We start from the raw sequence: 25085 nt of genomic DNA on the forward strand, positions 1-25085 counted from the left end.
TGGCCGATCACCCTCTCAGGTCGGCTACGCATCGTCGCCTTGGTGAGCCGTTACCTCACCAACTAGCTAATGCGCCGCGGGCCCATCTGTAAGTGTCAGCCGAAACCGACTTTCAGCTTTTCCCCATGAGAGGAAAAGAGTTATCCGGTATTAGCACCGGTTTCCCGGTGTTATCCCAGTCTTACAGGCAGGTTGCCCACGTGTTACTCACCCGTCCGCCGCTAATCAAGAGGTGCAAGCACCTCAAGATTCGCTCGACTTGCATGTATTAGGCACGCCGCCAGCGTTCGTCCTGAGCCAGGATCAAACTCTCCAAGAAAGTTGATATAGCTCATTTGTTACGTTGGCTTAGCTTTTATAAAAAGCTAAAAAATTGTTTGTTGACGTTCTTGTTTGTTTAGTTTTCAAAGAACAAGGCTACTACATTTTGCTAATCATCGCTCACAAGCGACTTTATTAATATAGCACAGTTCAATTTACAATGTCAATAGTATTTTTAAAAGAAAACCGTCACTTACGAAAGTTTTCATTTCCTCGTTCGCAGCGACGGTTATTAATATATCAAGTATCTCACGAAAGGTCAATAGGGTTTATTGTTTTTTTACAATAATTTTTTGCTTACTTGGTAACATCGATGAAATATTCCCTGGCCCTTTGTATCAAGACTAACAACATCAATTAACCCTTTTTCATTTAGATACTCAATCAGCACAGCAAGATCAACAGAATAATGGATTAGCTCCTTTTCGATCTGCATCTCATTAAACGTCCAATATTCTTTTGTACTTAGAACATCTAAAAGATGAGCACATCCCATTTTTGTTCGAGAATGAATCATAAATTCACTAGCTAAGAACAATAACTCCAGTCTCTTTTCAATCGGCTCATCACTGTTTACGAGTTCTTCATATAACTTTACAATTTCAGGTTCTAGTTGTTTAACCTGCTGCCAGACAGTTAATTCTGGATGAAGACCATTTTCAATCACTGCAAGTCTCGCCAAATGGTGCAATGAATGCACAACATAATTATAAGCATCTAGGTATTGTTTGTTATCAAAAAGAGCTTTCCCGTCTACATACCTTCTTATTAATTTTGCAAATTCTAAGCCCATTTTTATCTTCCGTCCATTAAAAGGAAAATCACGTAACTCTGTTTTTAGATTGGCAATATATTCATTTCGATCAAATAATATTTTTGCGCTCTGGAGCCATTCAAATATTTTTCGATTCGTTCCTAATAATAGCCAATCTTTCAGTTGTTCCTCAGTAACAATATGCATAGCAGCTTTGTTTTCGTTATAGGTATAATGTTTTATTAATACCGACTGTTCTGCCTCTTTTACAATAATCAACAGTATAACATCAAACGTATCTGTTGTATGACCTGATTTATGTCTTTTTTCTACCATTAATACCCCAAGAGTATTAGATTGACTAGCCCGTTCCTGATAAATAGGCCGAAGAATGTCTTTCATGCATCATTCCTCCATTATTCTGGATAACTATATGTTCGACAGTAATAACAAATCTCCTTCTTATAAAAGAGACAAATTTCGACATTCATTAACATAACATTTTTTCACAAGAAATAAATATGGTATAGTTTGTCTAGGAGGGGAAACATGGCTAAATATTCAAGTAAGATTAATAAAATTCGTAGTTTTGCATTATCCTTAATATTTATCGGATTTATCGTTATGTATGGTGGAATATACTTTCGTAACTCTCCACTTATTATGACCATTTTCATGCTTTTTGGTCTTTTATTTATTATTGCAAGCACAGTAGTTTATTTTTGGATTGGGATGTTATCCACAAAAACAATACAAGTAAAGTGTCCAAGTTGTGGTAAACATACAAAAATGCTTGGAAAAGTGGATATGTGTATGTATTGTCGCGAACCTTTAACCCTTGACCCAAATCTTGTCGGCAAAGAGTTTGATGAATCATATAATAAAAAACCTCAAAAATAAAAGCCGATTTTAAATAATCGGCTTTTATTTCTATTCATCAATGTACTTCTTTACTTGTACACTCTGGACATGTTCCGTAAATTTCCATGCGGTGATTATTTACCTTGAATCCCGTAACATGGGAAGCAAGATGTTCCACTTCATCTAACCCTGGGTAATGAAAGTCCACTATTTTTCCGCAAGACTCACAAATCACATGATAATGATGGGTTGTTACAAAATCAAATCTAGCTGAAGCATCACCATAAGTTAATTCCTTTACTAATCCCACTTCACGAAATACTCGTAAATTATTGTAAACAGTTGCCACACTCATATTTGGGAATTTTCCCTCTAAGGCTTTATAAATTTCATCTGCTGTAGGATGTGACATTGAGTTTATTAAATATTCAAGTATCGCATGACGTTGCGGAGTGATCCGTACTCCTGTTTCTTTTAAAGTTTCCAAAGCCTCTTTCAACTGATTCATCGCCATGCACCTCTATTCCAAAAATATTCTTAAATTATAATTGTTATAAATAGTTTACTAAGGAATTAATACTTTTGTCAATATTGTAATAGCATAATTAAGCAATTGTTTACTATTAATCTTTGTGTAATGTTTGCTCTTTACTCCCTAGTGCATGATTAACAAATCTAGCTGTTACGAATAAAAGGTCAGATAGCCTATTTAAATAGGCTAAAACAAGAGGGTTTACGTTATCCCCCAAAGAAACCGCACATCTTTCCGCTCTTCTTGCAGTTGTACGTGCAACATGAAACGCCGCGCCGGCTGAATGTCCTCCAGGCAGGATAAAATTAGTTAATTCAGGAAGTGATTCATTTAAATCGTCAATTTGCTTTTCCAATTCCTCAATATCACTGGATTTAAGTGACCACTTTACTTCTTTTCCTTTCGGGGTAGCCAACTCTGCTCCAACGTGAAAAAGATTTGTTTGTATTTTATGATACATATTCTCTATTAATTCTTTTTGTTGAAAAGATTCATTGGTCAAATAACTCAACGCTAATCCAATCATTGAATTCGTTTCATCACAGGTTCCATATGCTTCTACACGCAGATCGTTTTTCGCAACCCTTTGCCCATAAATTAAAGATGTAGTTCCTTTATCACCGGTTTTCGTATAAATCTTCATATTTCATCCCCCATTAGAAATATATGTACAGAATCAATAGTAATAAATCTAGTTGAATGTATTTTTTTCATCATATCACCTATTTAAGCCGCAATGAAGTAAGAAGGATTAAACTCCATTAAAAAAAGGGTCGATAATCGACCCAACAAGTTTTATCTGAGGAGGTATGCCCTAATAAAATGATATTCAAACCACATTCACTTGCATTGGACAAATGCCTCTTCTATGGAAAATAGGCTGTTAAATAAGGTTTTCTTTAATGTATGTTAACGCATCTTCAACATGTCCTTTAACCTTAACCTTTCTCCATTCCTTTACTAAGGTTCCAGTTTTATCAATGATAAATGTTGACCTTTCAATCCCCATATATTCCTTGCCAAAGTTTTTCTTTAATTTCCAAACTCCATACTCTTCTGCTACTTGGTGTTCAGGATCAGCTAGCAACAAGAATGGCAAGCCATATTTCTCCGCAAATTTCTGATGACGGTCAACTGGATCAGGACTAATTCCCAGGATAACCGCATCTACTTCAGTAAACTGGACCACTTGATCACGAAAATCACATGCCTCTGTCGTACAACCCGGTGTCATATCTTTAGGATAAAAATACAAAACGATAGTTGTTCCTTTTAAGCTTGATAGCTTAATGGTCTCACCATTATGAGCCTGTAATGTAAAATCAGGAGCTTGCTTTCCTATTTCAATTGTCATGATTACCATCACCTCATGGAAAATATTCTCTTCCATTAGCCTAACCAAACATAATCAACAATACAACTATTTGATTTCCTTCACTTCACGATCCATCAATGCACGCGCAACAAATGCAGCTGGTAATGTATAGCCAATTAACGCTTCAACCACAGCAACCATCCTACCTACGCCATGAGGAATTACATCGCCATTCCCTACAGAAAATAATGTCATGGCACTGAAATAAAAACTAGTTTCAAACATGTTATAGTTGTTTTCATGATTTGTTTCTACCAGCATTGATATCCCCTTTAATTCGAACAACAAATAGATGAGTCCAAATCCGAGAATAACTGTCAGATAGATAGATCCTAAAAATAGCGCATTTTCAATAGAAACAAACTTTCCTTTTATGGTGTTTGGAATAAACAAAGTTCTTATACTCATAAATATACAAAAAATAACGATTGGAAATAGAAAATAGAACAACAGCAGCCACCTCAATTGAGTCAGTTACTCTATTTCTATGCAAGCTTGGACGAAATATTATGTAGCGATTGAAAATTTTTCAAAAGTAAAACAAATAGAAGTCCAGCAAAAAAGTGCTAAAATAGGAAGGAAATCATCACAGGGAGGAAAAATAATGCAATTTACCAATTCAGAACGGATACATAATGAAGCTTTAGAACATATTGTCGGCGGGGTTAACAGTCCGTCCCGCTCGTATAAAGCTGTTGGCGGCGGGGCTCCGGTCGTGATGGAGCGAGCACAAGGTGCCTATTTTTTTGATGTCGATGGCAATCAATATATTGACTATCTGGCTGCTTACGGTCCGATTATTACCGGGCATGCACACCCACATATTACAGAAGCGATAAAAAGAGCCGCAGAAAGTGGTGTTCTATTTGGAACACCAACACCACATGAGGTAAAGTTTGCGAAAATGCTAAAGGAAGCTATCCCTTCCTTAGAAAAAGTTCGTTTTGTAAACTCAGGTACAGAAGCAGTAATGACAACCATTCGTGTTGCACGAGCTTATACTGGCCGAGATAAAATTATTAAGTTTGCCGGCTGTTATCACGGGCATTCTGACCTCGTCCTTGTTGCAGCTGGGTCAGGACCGGCTACACTTGGAACTCCAGATTCTGCCGGTGTTCCAAAAAGTATTGCACAGGAAGTTATTACTGTACCATTTAATGATATTGAACCATTTAAAGAAGCTTTAGAAAAATGGGGTGATCAAATCGCTGCCGTTCTTGTTGAGCCTATCGTTGGCAACTTCGGAATTGTTGAGCCAAACCCGGGCTTTTTACAAGAAGTGAATGATTTAACCCATGCTGCCGGTGCACTCGTAATTTATGATGAGGTTATTACAGCTTTCCGGTTTATGTATGGCGGAGCACAGGATTTATTGGGTATACAGCCGGATCTAACTGTCCTCGGAAAAATTATTGGCGGTGGTCTGCCCATTGGTGCCTATGGCGGGCGTAAAGACATTATGGAAAAAGTTGCACCGCTTGGACCTGCCTATCAAGCTGGTACAATGGCTGGAAATCCAGCATCAATCCTTTCTGGAATTGCCTGTTTGGAAGTTTTAAAGCAAGAAGGAATCTATGATTATCTAGACCGCTTGGGTGCAATGCTTGAGGAAGGAATAGTGGAAGCAGCTAAGGAACACGATATTCAAATTACCATCAATCGCTTGAAGGGAGCTCTCACCGTTTATTTTACAAATGAAAAAATTGAGAACTACGAGCAGGCAGAAAATACCGATGGCGAGACGTTTGCAAGATTCTTCAAACTTATGCTTCACCAAGGCATTAACTTGGCACCATCGAAATACGAAGCATGGTTTCTAACCATTGCGCATACTGAAGAGGACATTGAAGCAACACTTCATGCAGTAAATCATGCATTTTCTCTTCTTAAGGGCGAATAAATATACATTTTTTATGCAGATATAGAGAGTGTTTATCACTCTCTATTTTTTATTCACTATTTTGAAAACGTTTACATCTCAATCCTTACACATCTAAACAAACTCAAAATTTATCCATTTTCATATCCATATTCTTGTATATTTATTTGATTTCTGAAAATTCGTATGATATTATAAATATTATTATTTTTTACCTTTTTTTTCTAATCTCCCCACTTTTAAGACAACAAATCTTACATTAAAAAGCTAATAGGAGGTGAAGCGGCTTTAGAGGAATATCCGCTAAAAGCCCAATGTATATGACAGAAAGATGGAACCCTTCCCTTTTTAAAGATTTCCATAAACATGAACACGATGCCTGCGGAATTGTTGCCTGTCTAGAAAAAAACAAGCAAGCTACTAGAAAAAACATTTTTGATTGTATTGATGCCCTTGTAACGATGAATCACCGTGCTGGCTTCATTAATGGTGAAGGTGATGGAGTTGGGATTCATGTAGATATTCCTACTGATTTATGGAAGGAAAAACTACTACATGCTGGAGTTGACCCTTCCCATGTAGACAAAGAAAACTTTGCTGTTGGCCATATTTTTATTAGCCAAAAAGCTGACTGGGATTCTATTAAACATGAATTACTTCAGAAACTAAAAAACTATAATTTAGATATCATTTTTGAAACGATTCAAGTAACAGATTCTAGTGCTCTAGGTCCCATTGCGATTCAAGAGAACCCCGTTTTCTGGCAATTCGCCTGTCTGTCCAACAAAGCAGGGCAAGAATTAACGAAGGTCTTATTTGACGCGATCATTGATTTAGAAGTTAATGAACATGTTCATGTAGCGTCTTTAAGCCAAAATCATGCTGTTTATAAAGTAATGGGTGCAGGAGATATCCTCCCACGCTTCTACAAAGATTTAGCCAACCCAATCGTTGCCTCCTCTGTAACGCTCGGCCATAATCGATATTCTACAAATACACTTTCAAGCTTTTTCCGAGTACAGCCATTTAGTGTACTTGGACACAACGGAGAAATCAATACAATTGCAAAGCTTCGTGATGAAGCAAGAATGATTGGTGTTCCCCTTGTAAAAGACGGCAGTGACTCACAAGATTTAAGCCGGACAATGGAAACAATAATATGCCGTGAAGGTTATACCTTATTCGAAGCGATTGATCTGTTATTCCCACCCATTATCAATGAAATAAAATCCTACTCTGAAAATCTACAAGACTTATATACTTATATTCGCGAGGCATGGGGCCATTTTGCTCAAGGTCCAGCTGGCATTATTTCCAGATACGGCGACGAAGCCGTTTTTAGTGTCGATGCTTTAGGATTGCGGCCACTCTGGATGCTTGAAACCGAAACCTCCTATCTATTTTCATCTGAACCAGGAATCATTCCTTCCAGTGAGTATGTAAACGATCCTAAGCCATTAGCCCCTGGAGAAAAAGTCGGCTTTAAGTGGAGCGATGGTATATTAAACGTTTACGAGCAAAATCACTTCCAACAAGAGGTTTATTCCCGTTTTTCTAAGCGTTTAAGCCTTCAAGATTCAAGAGTCCGTTTACAAATTCCCACTCTTGAAAAAAACATTACCATGAATTATCCTGATAAAATTCATAATGGACAATATAAAGCGTTTGGCTGGGAAAGGGACCACATCCAATTGATCGAGCAAATGGCTGAAAAGGGTGTTGAACCTATTCGTTCCCTTGGCCATGATGCACCACTTGCTGCCCTTAATCCTGAACGTAAAAATATTGCGGACTATATTAAAGAAAGCGTTGCAGTTGTAACCAATCCAGCTATAGACCGCGACCGTGAAACAGAGCATTTTTCAACACGCGTTATTATTGGAAAACGCCCTGCCTTATTCACGAATGAAAAGACAGACACTGTTCTTGAATTAACTTCCCCTCTTCTATTAGAAGGTAAAGCAGGTTATAGCTGTTTAGAGTCCATTGGTCAACCTAGCTTTGACCAAGTTGTTGGACATTTCCAAAAACAAAAACTTGTTTCGTTTATTTCGGCTACTTTTAGGATAGAAGAGACTATTGATACTGCCCTAACCAGAATTTCTGATGAAGCCATCCAAGCTGTCCAATCCGGAAAGTGTTTACTTGTCCTCGATGACGCAAACGCTCATCAGGATAATTTTTACTGGATTGATCCACATTTAGTCACATCTGCCATTGACCAGGCATTGGTCAAAACAGGACTACGAAGAGATTGTTCTATAGTATTACGCTCTGCAGCGATTCGATCACTTCATGACATCGTTACTGTTTTTGGATTAGGTGCTGATTTAATTAGTCCATATTACATGTTCATGACGGTTCTTGAGGAGGAAACTAAACCTCTAATAAACCTTTACAGCGCGTTAACAAAAGGCATTGAAAAAGTAATTTCAACTATCGGTATTCATGAATTACGTGGATATGGCAGATTGTACTCAAGCATTGGTTTACATGAAGATATTGCTAATGTGTTAAATATCGTTAACTTCTTTGGCTCGAAGGAAATAGAGAATGATTTTGAAGCAATGAAGAATGACTCTTTTTCAAGAGCAGCAGATTACCAGAACGAAAAAGAAAGAGTCGGAAAAACTTTCCACCTCTTCCCTCGTATTTGGAAGGCTATTGGTGAAGTTGCAGCAACTGGTGACTACAGTGCCTATCGGGATAAGATCAGTGAACAGGAAGAGCAGAATCCTACGACCATTCGTCACTTAGTTCAATTAAAGAAAAGCAGTCAGGCTATTTCTCCAGCGGACGTTGATATTACTGTTGGTGAGCATGATTTACCATTTATTATTTCTTCCATGTCGTTTGGGTCACAAAATGAGATCGCATTTAGAGCGTACGCTGAAGGTGCCGACCGCCTAAACATGGTCAGTCTAAATGGCGAGGGCGGTGAAATCAAGGATATGCTGGGGAAATATCCAAAAACACGAGGACAACAAATTGCTTCTGGCCGTTTTGGAGTAAATGCTGAGCTTCTAAACTCTTCTAATCTATTAGAAATAAAAATCGGTCAAGGCGCGAAGCCAGGCGAAGGGGGACACCTGCCTGGTTCAAAGGTAACTGCTAAGGTTGCGGCAGCACGTAATGCTACGCTTGGTTCAGATTTAATTTCGCCATCAAACAACCACGATATCTATTCAATAGAAGATTTAGCTCAAATGATTCTCGAATTAAAAACGGGTAACGACCAAGCGAGAATTGCTGTAAAAGTCCCTGTCGTCCCTAATATCGGAACGATTGCTGTTGGGATCGCGAAAGCCGGCGCTGATATTATTACTTTAAGCGGATTTGACGGCGGTACTGGTGCCGCCAGAATACATGCTCTTCAGTATGTTGGACTCCCAGTGGAGATTGGCGTTAAAGCAGCAAATAATGCATTGCTCGAAAGCGGACTCCGTAATAAAGTAGAAATATGGGCTGACGGTGGAATGAAGAGTGCTATGGATGTCATGAAGATCATGCTCCTAGGTGCAAACCGTGTGGGCTTTGGAACTCTTTCCATGCTGGCAATCGGCTGTACTACTTGTCGTGGATGCCATCTAGATACATGTCACGTTGGAATTGCTACCCAAATTGAGTCTGAAGTTCAAGCGAAGGAACATGGACTTCGCCGCTTTGTACCACGTCAGCTTGACTTAGCGGTTAATGGAATCATGAATCTATTTTCTTCCTTTGGTGGTGAATTAAAGTCATTGGCTGCTTCTGTCGGTATTACGAATTTACAAGATGCAGTTGGACGTTCTGATTTACTTGAGCAAGTTAAAGGGAGAAATCAACTTAGCTTATCTTATTTATTAATGCCGCTAGAAATTAGCCAATTCACAAAAACAGAAGAATCAAAGGCTTTCCAAGAAGTCCAAATGCAAGTGGCTGTGGGTGCTGAATATTTAGACGCCAGCGTGGAGCAATTACATTCTTCTCGTGAGTTTGAAAGTGTTACCTCTGATCAGCGCGTGTTAGGAAGCAGAGTTTCTTGTCACCGTGTTCGCGGACGCCTTGATGGGTCATACCAGCAGCTCCCTCCTGTACAGCTTAAGTATAAGTATGGTTCCATTCCTGGTAATGGCTTAGGTGCCTATAATAGTGGCGGAATTGAAATCACGGTTAATGGCGGCGGTCAAGATGGTGTTGGAAAAACTTCATTTGGCGGAAATATTTATATCCTTAAATCAAAAGGAAAAAATGGCAACTATTATAATGGTTCCGTTGGAAAGGGATTCGGATATGGTGCACAAAAAGGTCTTTTAGTTGCCCAGGGTAATGCCGACGCCCGTGCCGGGATCCGTCTATCTGGTGCTGATATCATCATCGGTGGTTTTGTGAGGAAGCCAATTCCTGAAAAAGAGGCTGGTAATATTGGAGCCAATGCAAACATTAAAGGATTTGCTTTTGAATATATGACCAACGGTCGTGGATTAGTTTTGGGAGACCCAGGTCCATGGATTTGCGCCGGAATGACAGGTGGAGTCGTGTATGTTCGGAAGCAGCCTGAAATGGGATTGACCGTTGAAGCGATAAAGAGAAGGATTGCAAAAGGTGCTAAGGTTTCGGTCATGAGTTTGACCGAAAATGGCAAAAAAGATGTGACAGAGCTATTAGGTAAATATACAGATTTACTTGCAGACGACGGGCAGATAGAAGAAGCCAATCTGCTTCGTTCATTACTCTCTAACCCAGAAGATCACTTTATTCAAATTGTTCCAGTAAAAGAACAAGCTGATCCAGCTGTATCTACGGAATGATTAATAGGAGAACGTCCGCTTATTAAGTGGACGTTCTTTTTTTCGTTTTAGAAAATATCTGTAACTATAACTTGAATAAATTCATATAATATCTCTTGATAAAATGTTTTAATCCATGTATAGTACCTAGTTGTTCATTATAAGGTAAACTATATACAAATCATTTAAATTTGAAAGGAAACCATTTGGAATGAAGTTAGGTGCCCGCATTTTTAAAACGGGAATTGCTATTGTCTTATCCCTTTACTTAGCACAGCTGCTGCACTCGCCCTCTCCTGTATTGGCAGGCATTGCTGCCATATTTGCAATCCAACCAACGATTTATCGTTCCTTTTTATCGATTGTTGAACAAATACAAGGTAATCTAATTGGTGCTATACTCGCAGTCATTTTTGTCCTTTTATTAGGAAATCACATTATCATCATTGGTTTAGCTGCCATTATTGTAATTGTTATCAACCTTAAATTGAAAATTGGAAATACAATCGGGCTTTCACTCGTTACACTGCTTTCGATTATGGAAACCCCGGGCACTGATTTTATTCCGTTCGCAGGAATTCGTTTTTCAACGATTATGATTGGGGTATTTTCCGCATTTGTCGTCAACCTTGTCTTCCTGCCGCCAAAATATGAAAAGAAGCTTTATTTTAAAATATCTGATACCACTGAGGAAATTATCCGCTGGATACGGCTAAGTACCCGCCATGACTTCGATCATAATCTTTTAAAAGCAGATATTGAAAAATTAAAAGATAACTTGATAAAAATCGGGCAGTTCTACTTAATGTATAAAGAAGAAAGAAGTTATTTTAAAAAGATTAGCTTGGAAAAGTCAAGAAAACTAGTGATTTTTAGGCAAATGACCTCGGCTGCTAAAAGAGCACTTGATACCCTAAAAAAGCTTCATCGATATGAAAATGAAATGCTTCACCTGCCCGAAGGCTTTAAACAGTCGATACAAGAGCAGCTTGACAGTGTCATTTACCATCATGAGCAATTAATGCTACGGTTTATCGGCAAAGTGCCAACACCCTTGGATAGTGAGACGAATACTTGTATTAATAAAAAAGAACTATTCAACTTGTTCTTGACCCATCAAAAGCTTTACAGTGATCAAGACGATCCACATTTATATCATACCATGCAAATTATTTCTTCCATTATTGATTATGGGGAACAAGTTGAACATCTTGATACGTTGATAACAAGCTTTCATGCCTTTCATCATAATGAGGTATCCATTGAACAGAAGGAAATCGAATAAAAAAGAAAACTTACCACAGTTTTGGTAAGTTTTTTTTATTACACCAAAATTATAACTAATAAGTGATTGATCTATATATTTAAAATTCCATGTTTGTCCATTTCAGATTTACCATCATTCCATATATTATATAGATTCTATAAAGAGGTGGTGATACATTATGTCAAACCAAGGTGGATATAGTGGTGGATCTAGAATGAACTTCGCGCTTATCGTGGTTCTATTCGTTCTTTTAGTTATTGTTGGCACAAGTTTCATGAGTGGGTACTAACCTGTAAAGGTAACACAGAACCAAATACTACTTCTTTAAAGGAAAGAAGCGTCAACCGACGCTTCTTTTTCTAATTAATTTTTTAATCAGGATTGGATTTGAACTTGTTAAAAAATTGATTATTTTTAGCTCTTGCATCTGCTCAATTGTTGAAAAACCTTTGTATATACTATTCCAGAGCGAAACCCCTCCATTAATGGAGGGTAAGACTTTCTAATTACAATTAAATACAAAAATAACGTATGCCAAATTGAACATACGTCATTTCTTGTTGCTTATATCTATGCTTGCAGCGGCGTTTTTTCTTTATGATGTTCAAGCTGCTGCACTTGAAATAATCTAAAATAATTGCCCTGTTTCGCCATTAATTCATCATGTGTGCCTACTTCAACTATTTGCCCATGTTCAATTAAAATAATCCGATCAGCATGGGTGATGGTCGATAACCGGTGGGCTACAACAAATGTCGTCCTGTCCCTTGCTAGCTCATCAAGTGCTCCCTGAATCAGGTGTTCACTTTCTAAATCAAGGGCTGATGTTGCTTCATCTAGTATTAAAATGGGTGGATTTCGTAAAAATACGCGAGCGATAGCAACTCTTTGCTTTTGTCCGCCCGAAAGCTTTACTCCTCGTTCTCCCACCTTGGTATCATAACCATTTGCTAGATTCACGATAAAATCGTGAGCATTGGCCGCTTTAGCAGCTTGATAAACCTCTTCATCCGTTGCTCCGGGTTTACCTAGTAAGATATTGTTCTTAACAGAGTCACTAAATAAGATATTATCTTGGAAAACTACCCCAATTTTGTCTCTTAGAGATTGAACATTAAAATTACGTATATCTACTCCATCTAAAAGGATTCTTCCTTCGGTAACATCATAGAAACGAGGAATTAAGGTGACGAGTGTCGACTTTCCTCCGCCACTCATCCCAACAAGGGCAATCGTCTCCCCTTTTTTCACATTAAGGTTGATGTTTTTAAGGATCATCTCTTCTGATTCATTGTATGTAAATTGAACATGATCAAAGATAATGTCCCCCTTTACATCCTTACACTCAATTGCATTAGGAGAGTCGACGATATCATACTTTACATCCAAGAATTCAAATACCCGATCCATTGAAGCAAAAGATTGTGTGAGCGTCGTTGATGAATTCACTAGTCTTCTTAAAGGACTGTACAATTTATCAATATAAGCAAAAAACGCAATCATTGTTCCTAGCGATAAACTTCCTTGAATAACAAGGTAAGCAGAGTAGCCTATAACTAGCAGCGGTGCAATATCGGTAATCGTATTAACGGCAGCAAAGGACTTAGCATTCCAACTAGTATGCTCTAAGGCCTTTTCTAAAAAGTTTTTATTTTGTTTGTCAAACTGCTTTTGTTCAAACTCCTCAATCGCGAAGCTTTTAATCACCGGCATTCCTTGTACACGTTCATGTAAATAGCTTTGTACCTCTGAAAGTGCTTGGGAGCGTGTCCGAGTAAGCTTTCGAAGATTTCCAAAAAAATACTTTATCGAAATAGCATAGAGTGGAAACAACAAAATAGAAACAAGAGTAAGACTAACATTCATGTAAAACATAATGATAATCGCAATAACAATCGTTGCCATATCAAGCCAAAGATTCATTAAACCGGTTATTACAAATGTTTTTGTTTGCTCAACATCATTAATGACACGTGAAATAATTTCTCCTGAACGAGTATTGGCATAATATTTAAAGCTAAGTTTCTGTATATGTGAATACATCCGGTCCCGGATATCATACAGAATTTTACTTGAAGTCCATTGGGCAAAATATTGACGATAATACTCGATGGGCGGTCTAAGGACGACAAAAACTAAAATCATAATCCCCATAATGATGAGCAATTTATTTATTTTTTCATCACTACTTAAGCCGCTTTTCCCAATAATATCATCAACCACATACTTAATTAACATTGGAATCATTAGTGGTATGGCAAATTTTAATACTCCAATAAAAATGGTTCCTATGATTTGAATTCGATATGGTTTTACAAATTCAAGATACCTGCGTACACTACTCAAAATAGCCCCCCCTTCCTGGTTTTCCTGTTAATCGTAATCAAAACCAGCATTAGACCGTCAACACAGGAAAGATGATGAAGGCAGCTACTACCTATAGTTGTAGGTACCTTCATCATCTTTCCTAGGCGGTGAAACATTATTTCCATTATCGTCTGTATGTTAAATACCGCTCATACCAGATATCAATAAAATCTGGGGCAAAAGGCCCTTTGCGCTGCCGAATCCAGTGAATGAGCTTCTCAACATTCCGTTTCAAAATTTGATCGATCACTTCGGGATATTTCATCTCACGACGATGCCGTTCATATTCATCTTCGTCTAACAGATTAAACGTCATATCAGGAAAAACCTTAATATCAAGGTCATAGTCAATATATTTAACTGCTTCTCCATCAAAAATAAATGGTGAGCTTAGATTACAATAGTAATAAATACCATCTTCACGAATCATTCCAATAATATTAAACCAATACTGTGAATGAAAATAACATATAGCAGGTTCTCTTGTAATCCATGTTCTTCCATCCGATTCCGTTACAATTGTGCGATCATTCCCGCCGATCACTAAATTTTGCGACCCTTTTAATACGGTCGTTTCCTCCCAGACGCGATGGATGTGCCCATTGTGTTTATAGCTATGTATTTGTATTGGTACACCTTCGATGGGTACGCCCATGATTCTCCCCTTCTTTCCTTCCTAAACGCTTTGTAACCGATCCTCCTGCAAATAAACGACAAATGGTAACAAAGTTATTTACTATTTCTTATTATTATAACGGTTGAATACAGAATTTAAAACAAAAGAGCCATTGATTTCAATGACTCTTTGAAAAAAATTGCCTATTTTTCATTCAAATTTCGATTTTCGACCTAAATAGAAGGCTCTAAGTCCGTTTCACGATATGATTGAATGACTTCTTCCGTTTGTTTTTCGAAGATTTCCTGAATCTCTTTTAATTCCTTTTTCATTTGATTGATATCAAATTGAACACTCTCTAATTCCGTTTCATTTTGTAAAGTCTGTAGTTGTTCTTCGATTTCTTGACAACGTTCAAGTTCTCCTTGAAGGTATAGTAATTTTTCCATTGTCATCATCTGTTCAGATACTAAACGGTTAAAATGATCCATTTACCACACCGCCTTATATTTTCTTCCTACTATGTATTCTTTAACAAACAGATATAATCCTTTGACAACTTATGTAGACTCAAGAGAACTTTTGTCGATTTAACGAAAAGCGGAAGCGCCTTGACCAGGGGCGACAGGCATAAGACGAGCCGGCGGGAAGGTTGTTCTTTAACCTTTCTGACGGATTGGCTTATGACCCCGAGCCCCTAGGCGCTGTAGCTAGACAATTATCTATTTTTTTCACATAAAGAAGGCACTCTATACGAATAAGAGTGCCTTCTCTTTACTAATTATTATTAGCTTTGGCCATATTGACCAGAATTGCCTTGGCCTTTGTTAGCTTGAGATTGCTGATTTTGCTTTTTTACTTCTGCAGCATCTGTTTGGCTAGCGAATTCAGTTCCGTATTGACCAGCTGAACCTGCACCGCCTTGAGATTGAGCATTTTGCTGTCTAACTTCTTGAACGTTAGTTCCAGCAGTTGTTTTGTTTGGTTGTTGATTGAATTTTGCCATTGGTATCACCTCCACAAAAATTAAGATACCCAGGTGATGTGGAGACTATCCAAAGTTTTTTTATGAAAATTTGGTTACACGAGCAATGAAATACCACCATCAACAATAATTGTTTGCCCTCTGATCATGCTAGATTCTTCAGATAAAAGGAACATAATACAATTTACCATATCATCAATTTCAACCATCCGGCCAGCTGGTGTTTTCTTCTTTGCTTCTTGAAGAAGCTCCTCACGGTTTGGAAAATGAGTTAATGCTTCTGTATCAATGGCACCACCAGAGACCGCATTCACAACTATATTCTTCGCCGCTAATTCTACCGCCAAATATCTTGTCAACGCCTCAAGAGCAGCTTTAGATACACCTACTACTGTGTAATTCTCTAAGTACCGAATAGAACCTAAAGAACTAATACTAACAATCTTACCGCCACCATTTTTCTCCATTAACTTCGCTGCTTCCTGCGCACAGAATAATAATGCCTTACTATTAATATTTAATGTCCAATCCCAGTGATTTTCTTCAAGTTCCATAATCGGGCGTTGAACTCCAGAGGCAGCATTATTAACAAAAATATCTAACCTGCCGAATTCTTGATCGATTTGACTGAACATATCCTTAATTTTACTAACATCACCGACATTCGCTTTCACTACTAATACCTTTCTACCCAAAGCTTCTATTTCTTCTGCTACTTGAAGTGCAGACTTTTTACTTCTTGCATAGTTTATGACGATGTCATACCCCGATTGAGCAAGCCTCAAGGCTGTGGCCTTCCCTATTCCCCTGCTACTTCCTGTTATAAGTGCTACTCTTTGTGTCATAAATTATATCCCCTTAAATTTTAGTATTGTTTTTATTTTAGCCTTTTCATGAATAGAAGACAATTGATTACAAAACCTATAGCTATAAAACAGAGAGGAAGAAGCATATGTACGTAGGACGTGATATGACAGAACTTTCAATGGTTGCTAAATCGGAATGGGAAAAAAGCGAGTTGGCTTTTTTTCATCATTCTCTCCAACAAATAGCTCCTTATTTAAATAGTGAAGGTGTTACTATACATCGGGAAATCATTGAAGAGATAGAAAATAGAGGCGGATTGGAGCGTCAAGAAGCGGATTATACTCATGGTACGCAAACTGGATATGACTGAAGCAAAATGAACGCCAACATCTGGCGTTCATATCCATGAATTCTGGTCATCATCTTTGTAATGATGACCATTTGCTTTATTTTTCCGATCAGTTTTGGTCTTCATCAGTATAATGATGACCATTTCCTTGATTTTTTCGATCGGTTTTGGTCGTCATCAGTGTCATGATAACCATTTCTATGAGTTTTTCAATGAGTTTTGGTCGTCATCAGTGTCATGATAACCATTTCTATGAGTTTTCCCATGAGTTTTGGTCGTCATCAGTGTCATGATAACCATTTCCTTAATTTTTTCGATGAGTTTTGGTCATCATCAGTCTCATGATAACCAGTTCTATGAGTTTTCCCATGAGTTTTGGTCATCATCATCGGCTTAATAACAATCACCTAGACCTGAGAACGGCAACAAACATCTGGCGTTCTTTATTTGCTATGTTCCTGATAGAGCTTTAAGATTTTATGATAAGAAACTGGAAAGGCATACTCTTCCATGTCAGCTAATGTGATAAATTTCCAATCAATGCTTTCCTGGAAATCTGTGCTAATCGTGCCAGTATAGACGCGAATATTCCAAATCAGATGTGAAAAAATGTGTTCAATTTGGCCAATACCCTTTTCTAGTTGAATATCCATATCAAATGAATCGTGGAAAAGGTCAGCTATTTGGGCACGTTCGAGCACAAAAGGTTGATGAATCTCAACATTTGGAAATTCCCATAAATTTGCTAATAGGCCACTTCCAGGTCGCTTATGAATTAAGATTCTTCCACTGTCGTCCTTTAGAATAACTGCCGCAAGTTCTACTGTTCTTTGTGAGTTCTTTTTTGACTTTACTGGAAGGTCAGTCTCGACTCCCTCATGAAAGCCTTGGCAATGCTCCCGAACGGGGCAGAGTAAACAAGAAGGAGATGTTGGTGTACAGATTAACGCACCTAGTTCCATTAATGCCTGATTAAATTCTGAAGGTTCATCATGGGAGATCAGCTGCCTAACAGCGTTTTCAAACACCTTCCTCGTAGATGGCTTGGCAATATCCTCCCAAATCGAAAGAATTCTTGATAAAACCCTCATCACGTTGCCATCCACAGCCGGTTCAGGAATGCCATAGGCAATACTCAAAATGGCGCCAGCCGTGTAAGGACCTACACCTTTAAGGCTTGAAATTTCTTTTGGTGTATTCGGTACCTGACCATTGTATTTCTCATTTACTTCCTTAACGGCTGAATGTAAATTTCTTACCCGCGAATAATAACCTAGTCCTTCCCAAGCTTTTAGTACTTTATCATCATTTGCTTCTGCAAGGTCTTCTATCGTTGGAAACCATTCGATAAATCGATTAAAATAAGGGATAACCGTATCGACTCTAGTTTGTTGGAGCATGATTTCTGAAACCCAAACTTTATATGGATCCTGGTCTTTTCTCCATGGTAATTCTCGTTGTTCAGCTTTAAACCAGGAGATTAAATCATCTTGAAATTTTTTTATTGAGATTTTTTCTATATTTTTCAGCTCATTCACCATTTCAAAAGTGCCTCCTGACTGTTAAACTAAACAAAATAAGGGAATATAATAATAAGCATTTTTTAACGATAAGCCAATTTGTTCATTTTGACAAGAAAAAAGAAAAGCAGAGGTGCCTTGATAGGTGCTAAGTTAGATAATTATTGAAGGAGGATTTTTCCTTTTGGATACTGGAACTCACGTTGTAATGGGAATTGCTCTAGGTGGTCTGGCAACTCTAGACCCTGTGGTGGCTGGCAGCTCTGTAACAGCAACCAGTGTATTAATTGCTACAATTGTTGGCTCACAAATACCCGATATTGATACCGTGTTAAAGTTAAGAAATAATGCTATCTATATCCGAAATCATCGTGGTGTCACCCATTCTATTCCGGCTGTACTATTATGGCCGCTTATCCTATTAGCGGTCATTTATCCTTTTTTTCCAGAAGCAAATCTTTTACACCTGTGGGGATGGACATTTGCTGCAGTCTTCATCCATGTATTTGTAGACATTTTTAACGCATATGGTACACAAGCTCTTAGACCTTTTACATCTAAATGGGTTGCACTTGGGGTAATTAATACCTTTGACCCGATTATCTTTGGTATACACATAGTAGCAATACTTATATGGGTCATAGGCGCTGATCCTGGTTATACTTTTTTATCGATGTTTGTAGTATTAATTGGATATTATGTCCTTCGCTTTCATGTCCAGCGAAAAGTAAGGGCTGAAGTTTTAAAAATAATTCCTGATGCTACAGATATCATTATTGCTCCGACCATGAAGTTTCATCAATGGAGAATTGCCGCCATGAACGAAAGTGAGTTTTTTGTTGGCAAAGCTTTAGGAACGAATGTCGATATAGTAGATCGATTCAAACGAATACCAGTTCCAAAGACGCCCGTTCTTGAAGCTGCAAAGAAGGATAAAAATCTAGCTGCCTTTCTATCCTTTTCCCCTGTCTACCGCTGGGAATTAGATGAGTACAATGACTTTTACGAAGTCCGGTTTATTGATCTGCGCTATCGAAGCAATGGTCACTATCCATTCGTGGCGGTGGTACAACTAGATGTAAATTTAAATCCAATCAGCTCTTATACTGGCTGGGTGTTCAGTGAAAAGAAATTAAGGAAAAAACTAAGTATATTACCAGCAGATTAAGAAAAGCGCAAGCGCCCTGGTCAGCGGCGTATGGCCTCCTCGTAAAAGCTAACGCTTTTCCTACGTGCGAAGCCTATGCTGCCGAAGCGTTCCTTGTGGAGCGCTCCAACCGAGATAAAGGAAACACGAAGAGCCGGAGGTGATTCGATGTTGACTTATCGTAGGGCGGAGAGCGAAGGACACTAGCCGCTAGGGCGCTGGAGCTGGACAGCAACCTAAGTTAAAAAAATTATCCTTATCTTATAAGAAAAGCGATGACTTTTGTCATCGCTTTTCTTATAACGAGTTTTTATCTTGATTTAGGAAGTGTTGATATTTGGGATTCTTGGCTATAAAGTCATGGAGCCTATCCCCATAATTTTCAATCCACTGTCTAACAATTCTTTCCGTCATTTCACTGCCGAGGTAATCCCTCCCAGCCTTCGCAGCGGTAGTTTCAAAATCATCCCACATTAACTCCACCCATGTTAGCGCCTGATTGGGAGAAATCTGTTCATTTTTTTCTAGTAATAATTTTACTAATCTTTCGTGGTAATCCTTCATACACTCACCTCATTGCCAATTTCTTATAACATAACCTGAACCATAAATTCAAATACTATCATCACGTGGTAAGCACTGGTGTGACAACACTTTGCTATTCACGGTGTTTCTCATTCCCTTTAGATGGAGGTACCAACATGGTGAGAAATAAAGCAAGAAATTTCCCGAACCAAAATAATAACAAGTTAGAGGGAGAGCCTAGGGCCAAAGCTGAATACGCCTCAAAACGAGCGGACGGCACTATTAACACACATCCCCAAGAGCGGATGCGTGCTTCTGGTCAGCGTGCAAATGATACACCTGAGTATTTTTAATATTTGCTCTCGCACATGGACAAACCTAGAGATTTCCTCTCTGGTTTGTCCATAATTATTTTAACCATTTCAACATCGAAATTGGCAGTGCTTCCTCTTTCCCATCCCCTTTAAGACGATATCCCCAAGCAAATACTCCATTTATGTAGTCGATTTTAAAATATTCACCAGGGTCACCTTCAAGTTCATAAATTTCACCTGGTTTAAAGGATGTTGGATCCATCAAGTATGCTCTAGCCATAGTCGCTTTTCTTTCTAGTACAGCATATTCACTAACCATTCCCATTTGCTCGGCTTTTCTCCCCTTTTCTAAAAGCTGTGCAATTTCTTGTTTTAATTCCTGTTCTGTCATCGTACTGTATCGTTTCTCCTGATGCATCCTTTCCACTCCCATTTTCGTTTTTTCTTTTATTTTAGTATCGTTATTTTTAAGGTGTTATGATTTTTTACTTTCTTCTAAGTATTTTTCAATTACATCCATTGAAAATCCTTTTCGGTATAAGGCCTCTTTCATTTTTTGGATATATTCAAAACCACTGTATTTATTATACTTTCTCTGAGCTTTTTCGCCTTGGTACTTAATAGCTTCCATTTCTTCATCTTCTTCTTTTTCCATATCGGCTTCATTTAATGCTAAATGGATAATATCAAACGGGTATCCTTTTCTTAATAGCAATTGCTCCGCCTTTTGCTTAGCAATTCTTTGCGATTCCTTGACACTCTTTTTGTTTAACTTTTCTGATACCTTGATCGCTTTTTCAACTTGTTCCTCTAAAGGATATTCCTTTATGGCAGCTTTAATTATTGCCTCATTTATCCCTTTTTCCTTTAATTCGATCCGAATTAAATCTGGACCTTTATCTGTTGTATTTTTTTGTGTCCTTACAAACGAGAAAGCAAATTCCTCATCGTTTGTATATCTTTGTGCAGCCAATTTATGGAGAACTTCATTAGCAATAGGTTCCTCCACTTCCTTTTTTGCAAGATACTCCCTAATTTCCTTTTCAGATCTCATTCTTCTCGCCAAATAATTAATGGCCAGATTATATGCCTTACGTATGTCGTCTTGCAATTGAATTTCCAAAATCGAAAATTCATCAATTGCCATACCTTTTTTCAATTGAAATCTTATCAAGACATTACTATCGACACTAAAGGCATATTCTTCCCCTTTACCTTTGTCCAAAAAAATATTAAAGCGATCTTTATTCTTTTGTTGAGTGGTGATTTTTGTAATAATAGCCACCTTATTCACCTCACCACTACTTTACCATATTTCTTTTTTACGGGATGTTTTGAAAATATATTTCCTAAAAAAAGTATCTTTTTTCCCATATAGGTAAAAATGGAAAATGTGCTTAATTTTTTACCATAAGCTTCGTAACCATTAACAAATAAATATGTTGAAAGGAATGGGCAAAATGGCTGAAAAAAAGAAAAAAGATAAGGATAAGGGCAAATATTCACTAACAAGTATGCAGGAAGTATCCTATCAACGCGAATTTAAAATGGCTGACCGTGCCGGCGGTTTTCATGACAAAAAAACTCGTTTATAAGAAAAGCGGAATACGCCTGCTTAACGGTGACTGGAGCTCGGCAAGTTGGAGTTTTTTCCATTCATGAACTCTTTCAAATAGGAAAGTCTAATTAAGGGAACCATTTTAAGTTCCTAAATGCTAACTTTGAAAGGGGTTTTTGTAATGGGTCGTGCTCAAGGACATAAAACTCGTGATAAGAACAAAGGGTCACTTCCACAGGTACCTAAGAACATGAAATCTGATGGAAATGATGTGGAGTATTCGGCAGAATTTGCTGATCATGCAGATCTTGAGGCAATGGCACGTGCAAATGCAGCCAACCAGCGCGTTACAAATAAACGAAGAAAGTAACCCTTTTTAAAGATAGACAGCATAAAAGAAAAGCGTAAGCGCCCTGTTCAGCGGCGTATGGCCTCCTCGGAAAAGCTAACGCTTTTCCTTCGTGCGAAGCTTATGCTGCCGAAGCGTTCCTTGTGGAGCGCTCCAACCAAGATAAAGGAAACACGAAGAGCCGGAGGCGATTCGATGTTGACTTATCGAAGGGCGGAGAGCGAAGGACACTAGCCGCTAGGGCGCTGGAGCTAGACAGTATTCTAAGTTCAAAAACGTACATTTTCTTATCAAAAAAAGAGAAGCAGGAATTCCTGCTTCTTTAAAAGTTTAGAGGGGGAAAAAATGATTAAATTATCGAGTCCTATAGAGAGATTTTGCCACTTAAAAACAGCATAGGACCCGGTAACGATACTAGGAGATTGTGAATGGAATCACTATCTCCTTTACATCTTCACTATACTCTCCTTCAAAACCAATAACAACGGCTTTCACAGTTTCTTAACATATTAACGTTAGAAATATGAATAGTATGTGAACTTATTAAGTTGACTGTGTTAGAAACATCTATAGTGGTAATAAAGTGATCGTTTCCTTTTGCCTTAAGGCCTCTATCATATCTAACCATTCCTTTGGCTTATTGGAAAGAATGGAGTAATAGGTGGACAGAAAATCAGCCACAAAGGACGCAGGAATAGCATCTAGCTCATCGTTCATTGGCATGAAGCAGAAATCAAGTCCCTTAACAGCTTCACCATTATTTTCCCAAGAAGGGTGTACATAGTCTAAATCAATTCGTTTATAGCCTAAATGAGAAAGAACCTCGCGCCGGACATAAGGGTCCATTACCTTTACATCTCCAAATTCGTGTCCCACACGATATGGATCGTAGATTTCAGCAAACATACCAAAAAGTTCTTTACCGTTATTAACAGCTAGCTGCTGCAAATCTTTTAAGCGGTTTTGCGCTAAAAACCTTCCTAGGCTAAGACCTGGTCGGCTAATAATAGTGAAATCTGTCATCGCTATATTCCAATCAGGGTAATATCGGTACTCAGTTGCCCCTACAACCTCATCTCCATTAATTGCAACAAAAACACGGATACTTGGATCCTCTAAAGGCTCCTTCCATAACTCATACTCTAAAACTTCCTCTGGAGGGAAAATTCCTCTCATTAAGTCATGAAGTTTTTTAAAATTTGGATCAGTAATACTCGTAATACGTTTATATTCCATTATTCAATACTCCCTTACTATTTTATAAATGGATTTTTCCATTCCATTAATGCAGCATAATTGCAGGATTCCACATCATCAAGGTAATTTTCTACAATACCGATTGGCAGCCTTCCACAGCGGAGTAAAAAGGTAATCACAGGATCTTTCAATTTTCCCGTTATCACTTCTTGTAAATATTGATCGGGTGTCATCGTATCTGCTTTCTTTTGATAGCCAGGCATTCTGCCTCCGCCAAGCAGCCGTACTAGTTTTTTCTGAATCACGACATGATACATTGCCTGCATCATCAGTTTTCCAAGACCCAGTTTTCGGAAACTTGGTCGGACACTAATATCTACAATATAGAGTGTGTCACCACTTGGATTATGGTTTGTAATGTAGCCATTGTCCGTTATATCCTCCCATTTATGCTCCATGTGGTTTGGATCAAAATTGACACACAGAGCTGTCAGGGAACCAGCTAATACACCATCTACCTCAATACATAGTGCCCCCTCTGGAAAATACGTGACATGATTGGTTAATTGCTCTATGTTCCACCAAAGCTCTGAAGGAAAAGGCGGTGGAAAGCATTCAGACTGAATTTGAATGAGTTCGTCAAAATCTTTTGAAGTGTAATTACGAACAACTACTGGAACTGGCATATTCCCGTCAAAAACGTAAAATTGACTATGATACATGACAGCTCCTCCCTTATTCCCAATCTGGATATAAATCTGTTCTACGGTCTCGCCAGGTTGTGACCGATCCTCGTTCTCTTACTTCATATAATAGGTCTAAATCTAGGTCCGCTGTAACAACCATATCGTTGTTCAACTCCCCTTCGACTAGAATACCTTTAGGAGGAAATGGAATATCATTTGGCGTAATAATAACGGCCTGACCAAAGTTTGCTCGCATGAAATCAACCGTTGGTAATGCCCCAACAGTACCAGTTAGGACCACATAAACCTGGTTCTCAACCGCACGTGCATGGCTTGTGTAACGAACTCTATGAAAGCCATGGCGGTCATCGGTACAAGAAGGACAGAAAATCACATCTGCACCTTTTGCTTTTGCCATGCGGACGATTTCAGGGAATTCAATGTCATAACAGGTGAGCATGGCAATTTTCCCTTTGTCTGTTTCAAAAATTTGAAAGCCGTCACCTTTCTCCATGTTCCACTCGTTCACTTCTGTAGGGGTAATATGAAGCTTTGCCTGCTCGCCAATCCTGCCATCAGGGTAAAATAAATGAGCTGTATTATAAAGCTTTCCGTCATTTTCAATCACATGTGTACCGGCGATGATGTGCATGTTGGTTTGTTTGGAAAAGTTCTGAAATAATTTTTTGTATTGCTCGGTGAAGCCAGGCAGGTCATTTATTGTTAGGCTCTGCCCCTGTCCATTTCCTATCGATAATAGCTGTGTCGTGAAGAACTCTGGAAACAGAACAAACTCCGCACCAAATTCTTCAGCCGTTTTTATATAATGCTCACATTGTGCAGCAAATTCTTCAAAAGAATGAATCGTATGTAAATGATACTGAACAACAGACACGCGTAATTTCAT

The 25085-nt window shown here is 38.3% G+C and carries 27 protein-coding genes and 1 rRNA gene; 10 read left to right on the forward strand and 18 right to left on the reverse strand.

The genetic code is table 11. The features are described 5' to 3' along the window. Both BLR86_RS08665 and BLR86_RS08670 read right to left on the reverse strand, forming a co-directional pair. Positions 1 to 319, reverse strand: a 16S ribosomal RNA gene (locus BLR86_RS08665); the annotation flags it as partial. Positions 320 to 601: 282 nt separating this feature from the next. Beyond that, positions 602 to 1477, reverse strand: a complete 876-nt coding sequence (locus tag BLR86_RS08670; protein ID WP_090760383.1) for a nucleotidyltransferase-like protein — start codon at positions 1475 to 1477, stop codon at positions 602 to 604. Between the two features lie 147 nt (positions 1478 to 1624). Between BLR86_RS08670 and BLR86_RS08675 the strand changes: the two genes are divergently transcribed. Continuing rightward, positions 1625 to 1975, forward strand: a complete 351-nt coding sequence (locus tag BLR86_RS08675) for a YgzB family protein (RefSeq protein ID WP_090760385.1) — start codon at positions 1625 to 1627, stop codon at positions 1973 to 1975. Between the two features lie 37 nt (positions 1976 to 2012). Here the strand turns inward: BLR86_RS08675 and perR are convergent, their stop codons facing one another. The 4 genes from perR to BLR86_RS08695 form a co-directional block, all read right to left on the reverse strand. Further along, positions 2013 to 2450, reverse strand: a complete 438-nt coding sequence (perR, locus tag BLR86_RS08680) for a peroxide-responsive transcriptional repressor PerR (RefSeq protein WP_090760387.1) — start codon at positions 2448 to 2450, stop codon at positions 2013 to 2015. Between the two features lie 109 nt (positions 2451 to 2559). After that, the gene (locus BLR86_RS08685; RefSeq protein ID WP_090760389.1) at positions 2560 to 3111 is read right to left on the reverse strand and encodes a cob(I)yrinic acid a,c-diamide adenosyltransferase; all 552 of its coding nucleotides are present in this window, start codon (positions 3109 to 3111) and stop codon (positions 2560 to 2562) included. A 240-nt stretch (positions 3112 to 3351) separates the two neighbouring features. Then, positions 3352 to 3822, reverse strand: a complete 471-nt coding sequence (gene bcp, locus BLR86_RS08690) for a thioredoxin-dependent thiol peroxidase (RefSeq protein WP_090760391.1) — start codon at positions 3820 to 3822, stop codon at positions 3352 to 3354. 66 nt (positions 3823 to 3888) lie between these two features. Next, entirely contained in the window at positions 3889 to 4293 is a 405-nt protein-coding gene (locus BLR86_RS08695) for a potassium channel family protein (protein WP_368086766.1), read from the reverse strand. A 154-nt stretch (positions 4294 to 4447) separates the two neighbouring features. On the opposite strand from BLR86_RS08695, the gene BLR86_RS08700 reads away from it, so the two are divergent. The 4 genes from BLR86_RS08700 (at position 4448) to BLR86_RS08715 (ending at position 12047) form a co-directional block, all read left to right on the forward strand. Beyond that, positions 4448 to 5743, forward strand: coding sequence for a glutamate-1-semialdehyde 2,1-aminomutase (locus tag BLR86_RS08700; RefSeq protein ID WP_090760393.1), 1296 nt, complete (start codon positions 4448 to 4450; stop codon positions 5741 to 5743). 299 nt (positions 5744 to 6042) lie between these two features. Further along, positions 6043 to 10512 carry a glutamate synthase-related protein gene (locus BLR86_RS08705; RefSeq protein ID WP_090761062.1) on the forward strand — a complete coding sequence of 1490 codons (4470 nt, stop codon included), beginning with the start codon at positions 6043 to 6045 and terminating at the stop codon, positions 10510 to 10512. 190 nt (positions 10513 to 10702) lie between these two features. Beyond that, positions 10703 to 11776, forward strand: coding sequence for an FUSC family protein (locus BLR86_RS08710; RefSeq protein WP_090760395.1), 1074 nt, complete (start codon positions 10703 to 10705; stop codon positions 11774 to 11776). Positions 11777 to 11936: 160 nt separating this feature from the next. Beyond that, on the forward strand, positions 11937 to 12047 hold the full coding sequence (locus tag BLR86_RS08715) for a YjcZ family sporulation protein (protein WP_090760397.1): 111 nt from the start codon (positions 11937 to 11939) through the stop codon (positions 12045 to 12047). Between the two features lie 281 nt (positions 12048 to 12328). On the opposite strand, the gene BLR86_RS08720 is transcribed toward BLR86_RS08715, so the two are convergent. The 5 genes from BLR86_RS08720 to fabL form a co-directional block, all read right to left on the reverse strand. Then, complete coding sequence (locus BLR86_RS08720; protein WP_090760399.1) at positions 12329 to 14104, reverse strand: ABC transporter ATP-binding protein; 1776 nt, start codon at positions 14102 to 14104, stop codon at positions 12329 to 12331. A 145-nt stretch (positions 14105 to 14249) separates the two neighbouring features. Beyond that, complete coding sequence (locus tag BLR86_RS08725; RefSeq protein WP_090760401.1) at positions 14250 to 14780, reverse strand: nucleoside tri-diphosphate phosphatase; 531 nt, start codon at positions 14778 to 14780, stop codon at positions 14250 to 14252. A 194-nt stretch (positions 14781 to 14974) separates the two neighbouring features. Further along, complete coding sequence (locus BLR86_RS08730; protein WP_090760403.1) at positions 14975 to 15232, reverse strand: YgaB family protein; 258 nt, start codon at positions 15230 to 15232, stop codon at positions 14975 to 14977. Between the two features lie 296 nt (positions 15233 to 15528). Then, positions 15529 to 15747 (reverse strand): gamma-type small acid-soluble spore protein, encoded by a 219-nt coding sequence (locus BLR86_RS08735; protein ID WP_090760405.1) that lies wholly within the window; start codon positions 15745 to 15747, stop codon positions 15529 to 15531. Positions 15748 to 15821: 74 nt separating this feature from the next. Then, positions 15822 to 16571: an enoyl-[acyl-carrier-protein] reductase FabL gene (fabL, locus tag BLR86_RS08740; RefSeq protein ID WP_090760406.1), complete on the reverse strand. Its 750-nt coding sequence runs from the start codon at positions 16569 to 16571 to the stop codon at positions 15822 to 15824. Between the two features lie 107 nt (positions 16572 to 16678). On the opposite strand from fabL, the gene BLR86_RS08745 reads away from it, so the two are divergent. After that, positions 16679 to 16903: a hypothetical protein gene (locus BLR86_RS08745; RefSeq protein WP_090760408.1), complete on the forward strand. Its 225-nt coding sequence runs from the start codon at positions 16679 to 16681 to the stop codon at positions 16901 to 16903. A gap of 422 nt (positions 16904 to 17325) precedes the next feature. Here BLR86_RS08745 and mutY read toward each other — a convergent pair whose 3' ends face one another. Next, on the reverse strand, positions 17326 to 18423 hold the full coding sequence (gene mutY / locus BLR86_RS08750; protein ID WP_090760410.1) for an A/G-specific adenine glycosylase: 1098 nt from the start codon (positions 18421 to 18423) through the stop codon (positions 17326 to 17328). 163 nt (positions 18424 to 18586) lie between these two features. Between mutY and BLR86_RS08755 the strand changes: the two genes are divergently transcribed. Further along, complete coding sequence (locus BLR86_RS08755; RefSeq protein ID WP_090760412.1) at positions 18587 to 19570, forward strand: metal-dependent hydrolase; 984 nt, start codon at positions 18587 to 18589, stop codon at positions 19568 to 19570. A 276-nt stretch (positions 19571 to 19846) separates the two neighbouring features. Here BLR86_RS08755 and BLR86_RS08760 read toward each other — a convergent pair whose 3' ends face one another. Then, positions 19847 to 20113 (reverse strand): YfhJ family protein, encoded by a 267-nt coding sequence (locus tag BLR86_RS08760; RefSeq protein ID WP_090760415.1) that lies wholly within the window; start codon positions 20111 to 20113, stop codon positions 19847 to 19849. Positions 20114 to 20253: 140 nt separating this feature from the next. Here BLR86_RS08760 and BLR86_RS08765 point away from each other — a divergent pair, with 140 nt between their 5' ends. Then, positions 20254 to 20427 (forward strand): small, acid-soluble spore protein K, encoded by a 174-nt coding sequence (locus BLR86_RS08765; protein ID WP_090761064.1) that lies wholly within the window; start codon positions 20254 to 20256, stop codon positions 20425 to 20427. A gap of 55 nt (positions 20428 to 20482) precedes the next feature. On the opposite strand, the gene BLR86_RS08770 is transcribed toward BLR86_RS08765, so the two are convergent. Together BLR86_RS08770 and recX are read right to left on the reverse strand one after the other, a co-directional pair. Then, a complete protein-coding gene (locus BLR86_RS08770; protein WP_090760417.1) occupies positions 20483 to 20806 on the reverse strand; it encodes a YfhH family protein in 324 nt (107 codons plus the stop codon). Positions 20807 to 20863: 57 nt separating this feature from the next. Further along, on the reverse strand, positions 20864 to 21673 hold the full coding sequence (gene recX, locus BLR86_RS08775) for a recombination regulator RecX (RefSeq protein WP_090760419.1): 810 nt from the start codon (positions 21671 to 21673) through the stop codon (positions 20864 to 20866). Positions 21674 to 21848: 175 nt separating this feature from the next. On the opposite strand from recX, the gene BLR86_RS08780 reads away from it, so the two are divergent. Further along, positions 21849 to 21983, forward strand: coding sequence for a YfhE family protein (locus tag BLR86_RS08780; RefSeq protein WP_090760421.1), 135 nt, complete (start codon positions 21849 to 21851; stop codon positions 21981 to 21983). 144 nt (positions 21984 to 22127) lie between these two features. Next, positions 22128 to 22316 carry a YfhD family protein gene (locus tag BLR86_RS08785; RefSeq protein ID WP_090760423.1) on the forward strand — a complete coding sequence of 63 codons (189 nt, stop codon included), beginning with the start codon at positions 22128 to 22130 and terminating at the stop codon, positions 22314 to 22316. Between the two features lie 546 nt (positions 22317 to 22862). Here the strand turns inward: BLR86_RS08785 and BLR86_RS08790 are convergent. The 3 genes from BLR86_RS08790 to BLR86_RS08800 are packed head-to-tail and all read right to left on the reverse strand — an operon-like array spanning position 22863 to position 25085. Further along, positions 22863 to 23531 (reverse strand): GNAT family acetyltransferase, encoded by a 669-nt coding sequence (locus BLR86_RS08790; protein ID WP_090760424.1) that lies wholly within the window; start codon positions 23529 to 23531, stop codon positions 22863 to 22865. A gap of 17 nt (positions 23532 to 23548) precedes the next feature. Next, a complete protein-coding gene (locus tag BLR86_RS08795) occupies positions 23549 to 24214 on the reverse strand; it encodes a GNAT family N-acetyltransferase (protein ID WP_090760426.1) in 666 nt (221 codons plus the stop codon). 13 nt (positions 24215 to 24227) lie between these two features. Further along, complete coding sequence (locus BLR86_RS08800; RefSeq protein WP_090760428.1) at positions 24228 to 25085, reverse strand: carbon-nitrogen hydrolase family protein; 858 nt, start codon at positions 25083 to 25085, stop codon at positions 24228 to 24230.

Source organism: Bacillus sp. OK048 (assembly GCF_900103525.1).
GTDB lineage: Bacteria > Bacillota > Bacilli > Bacillales > Cytobacillaceae > Neobacillus.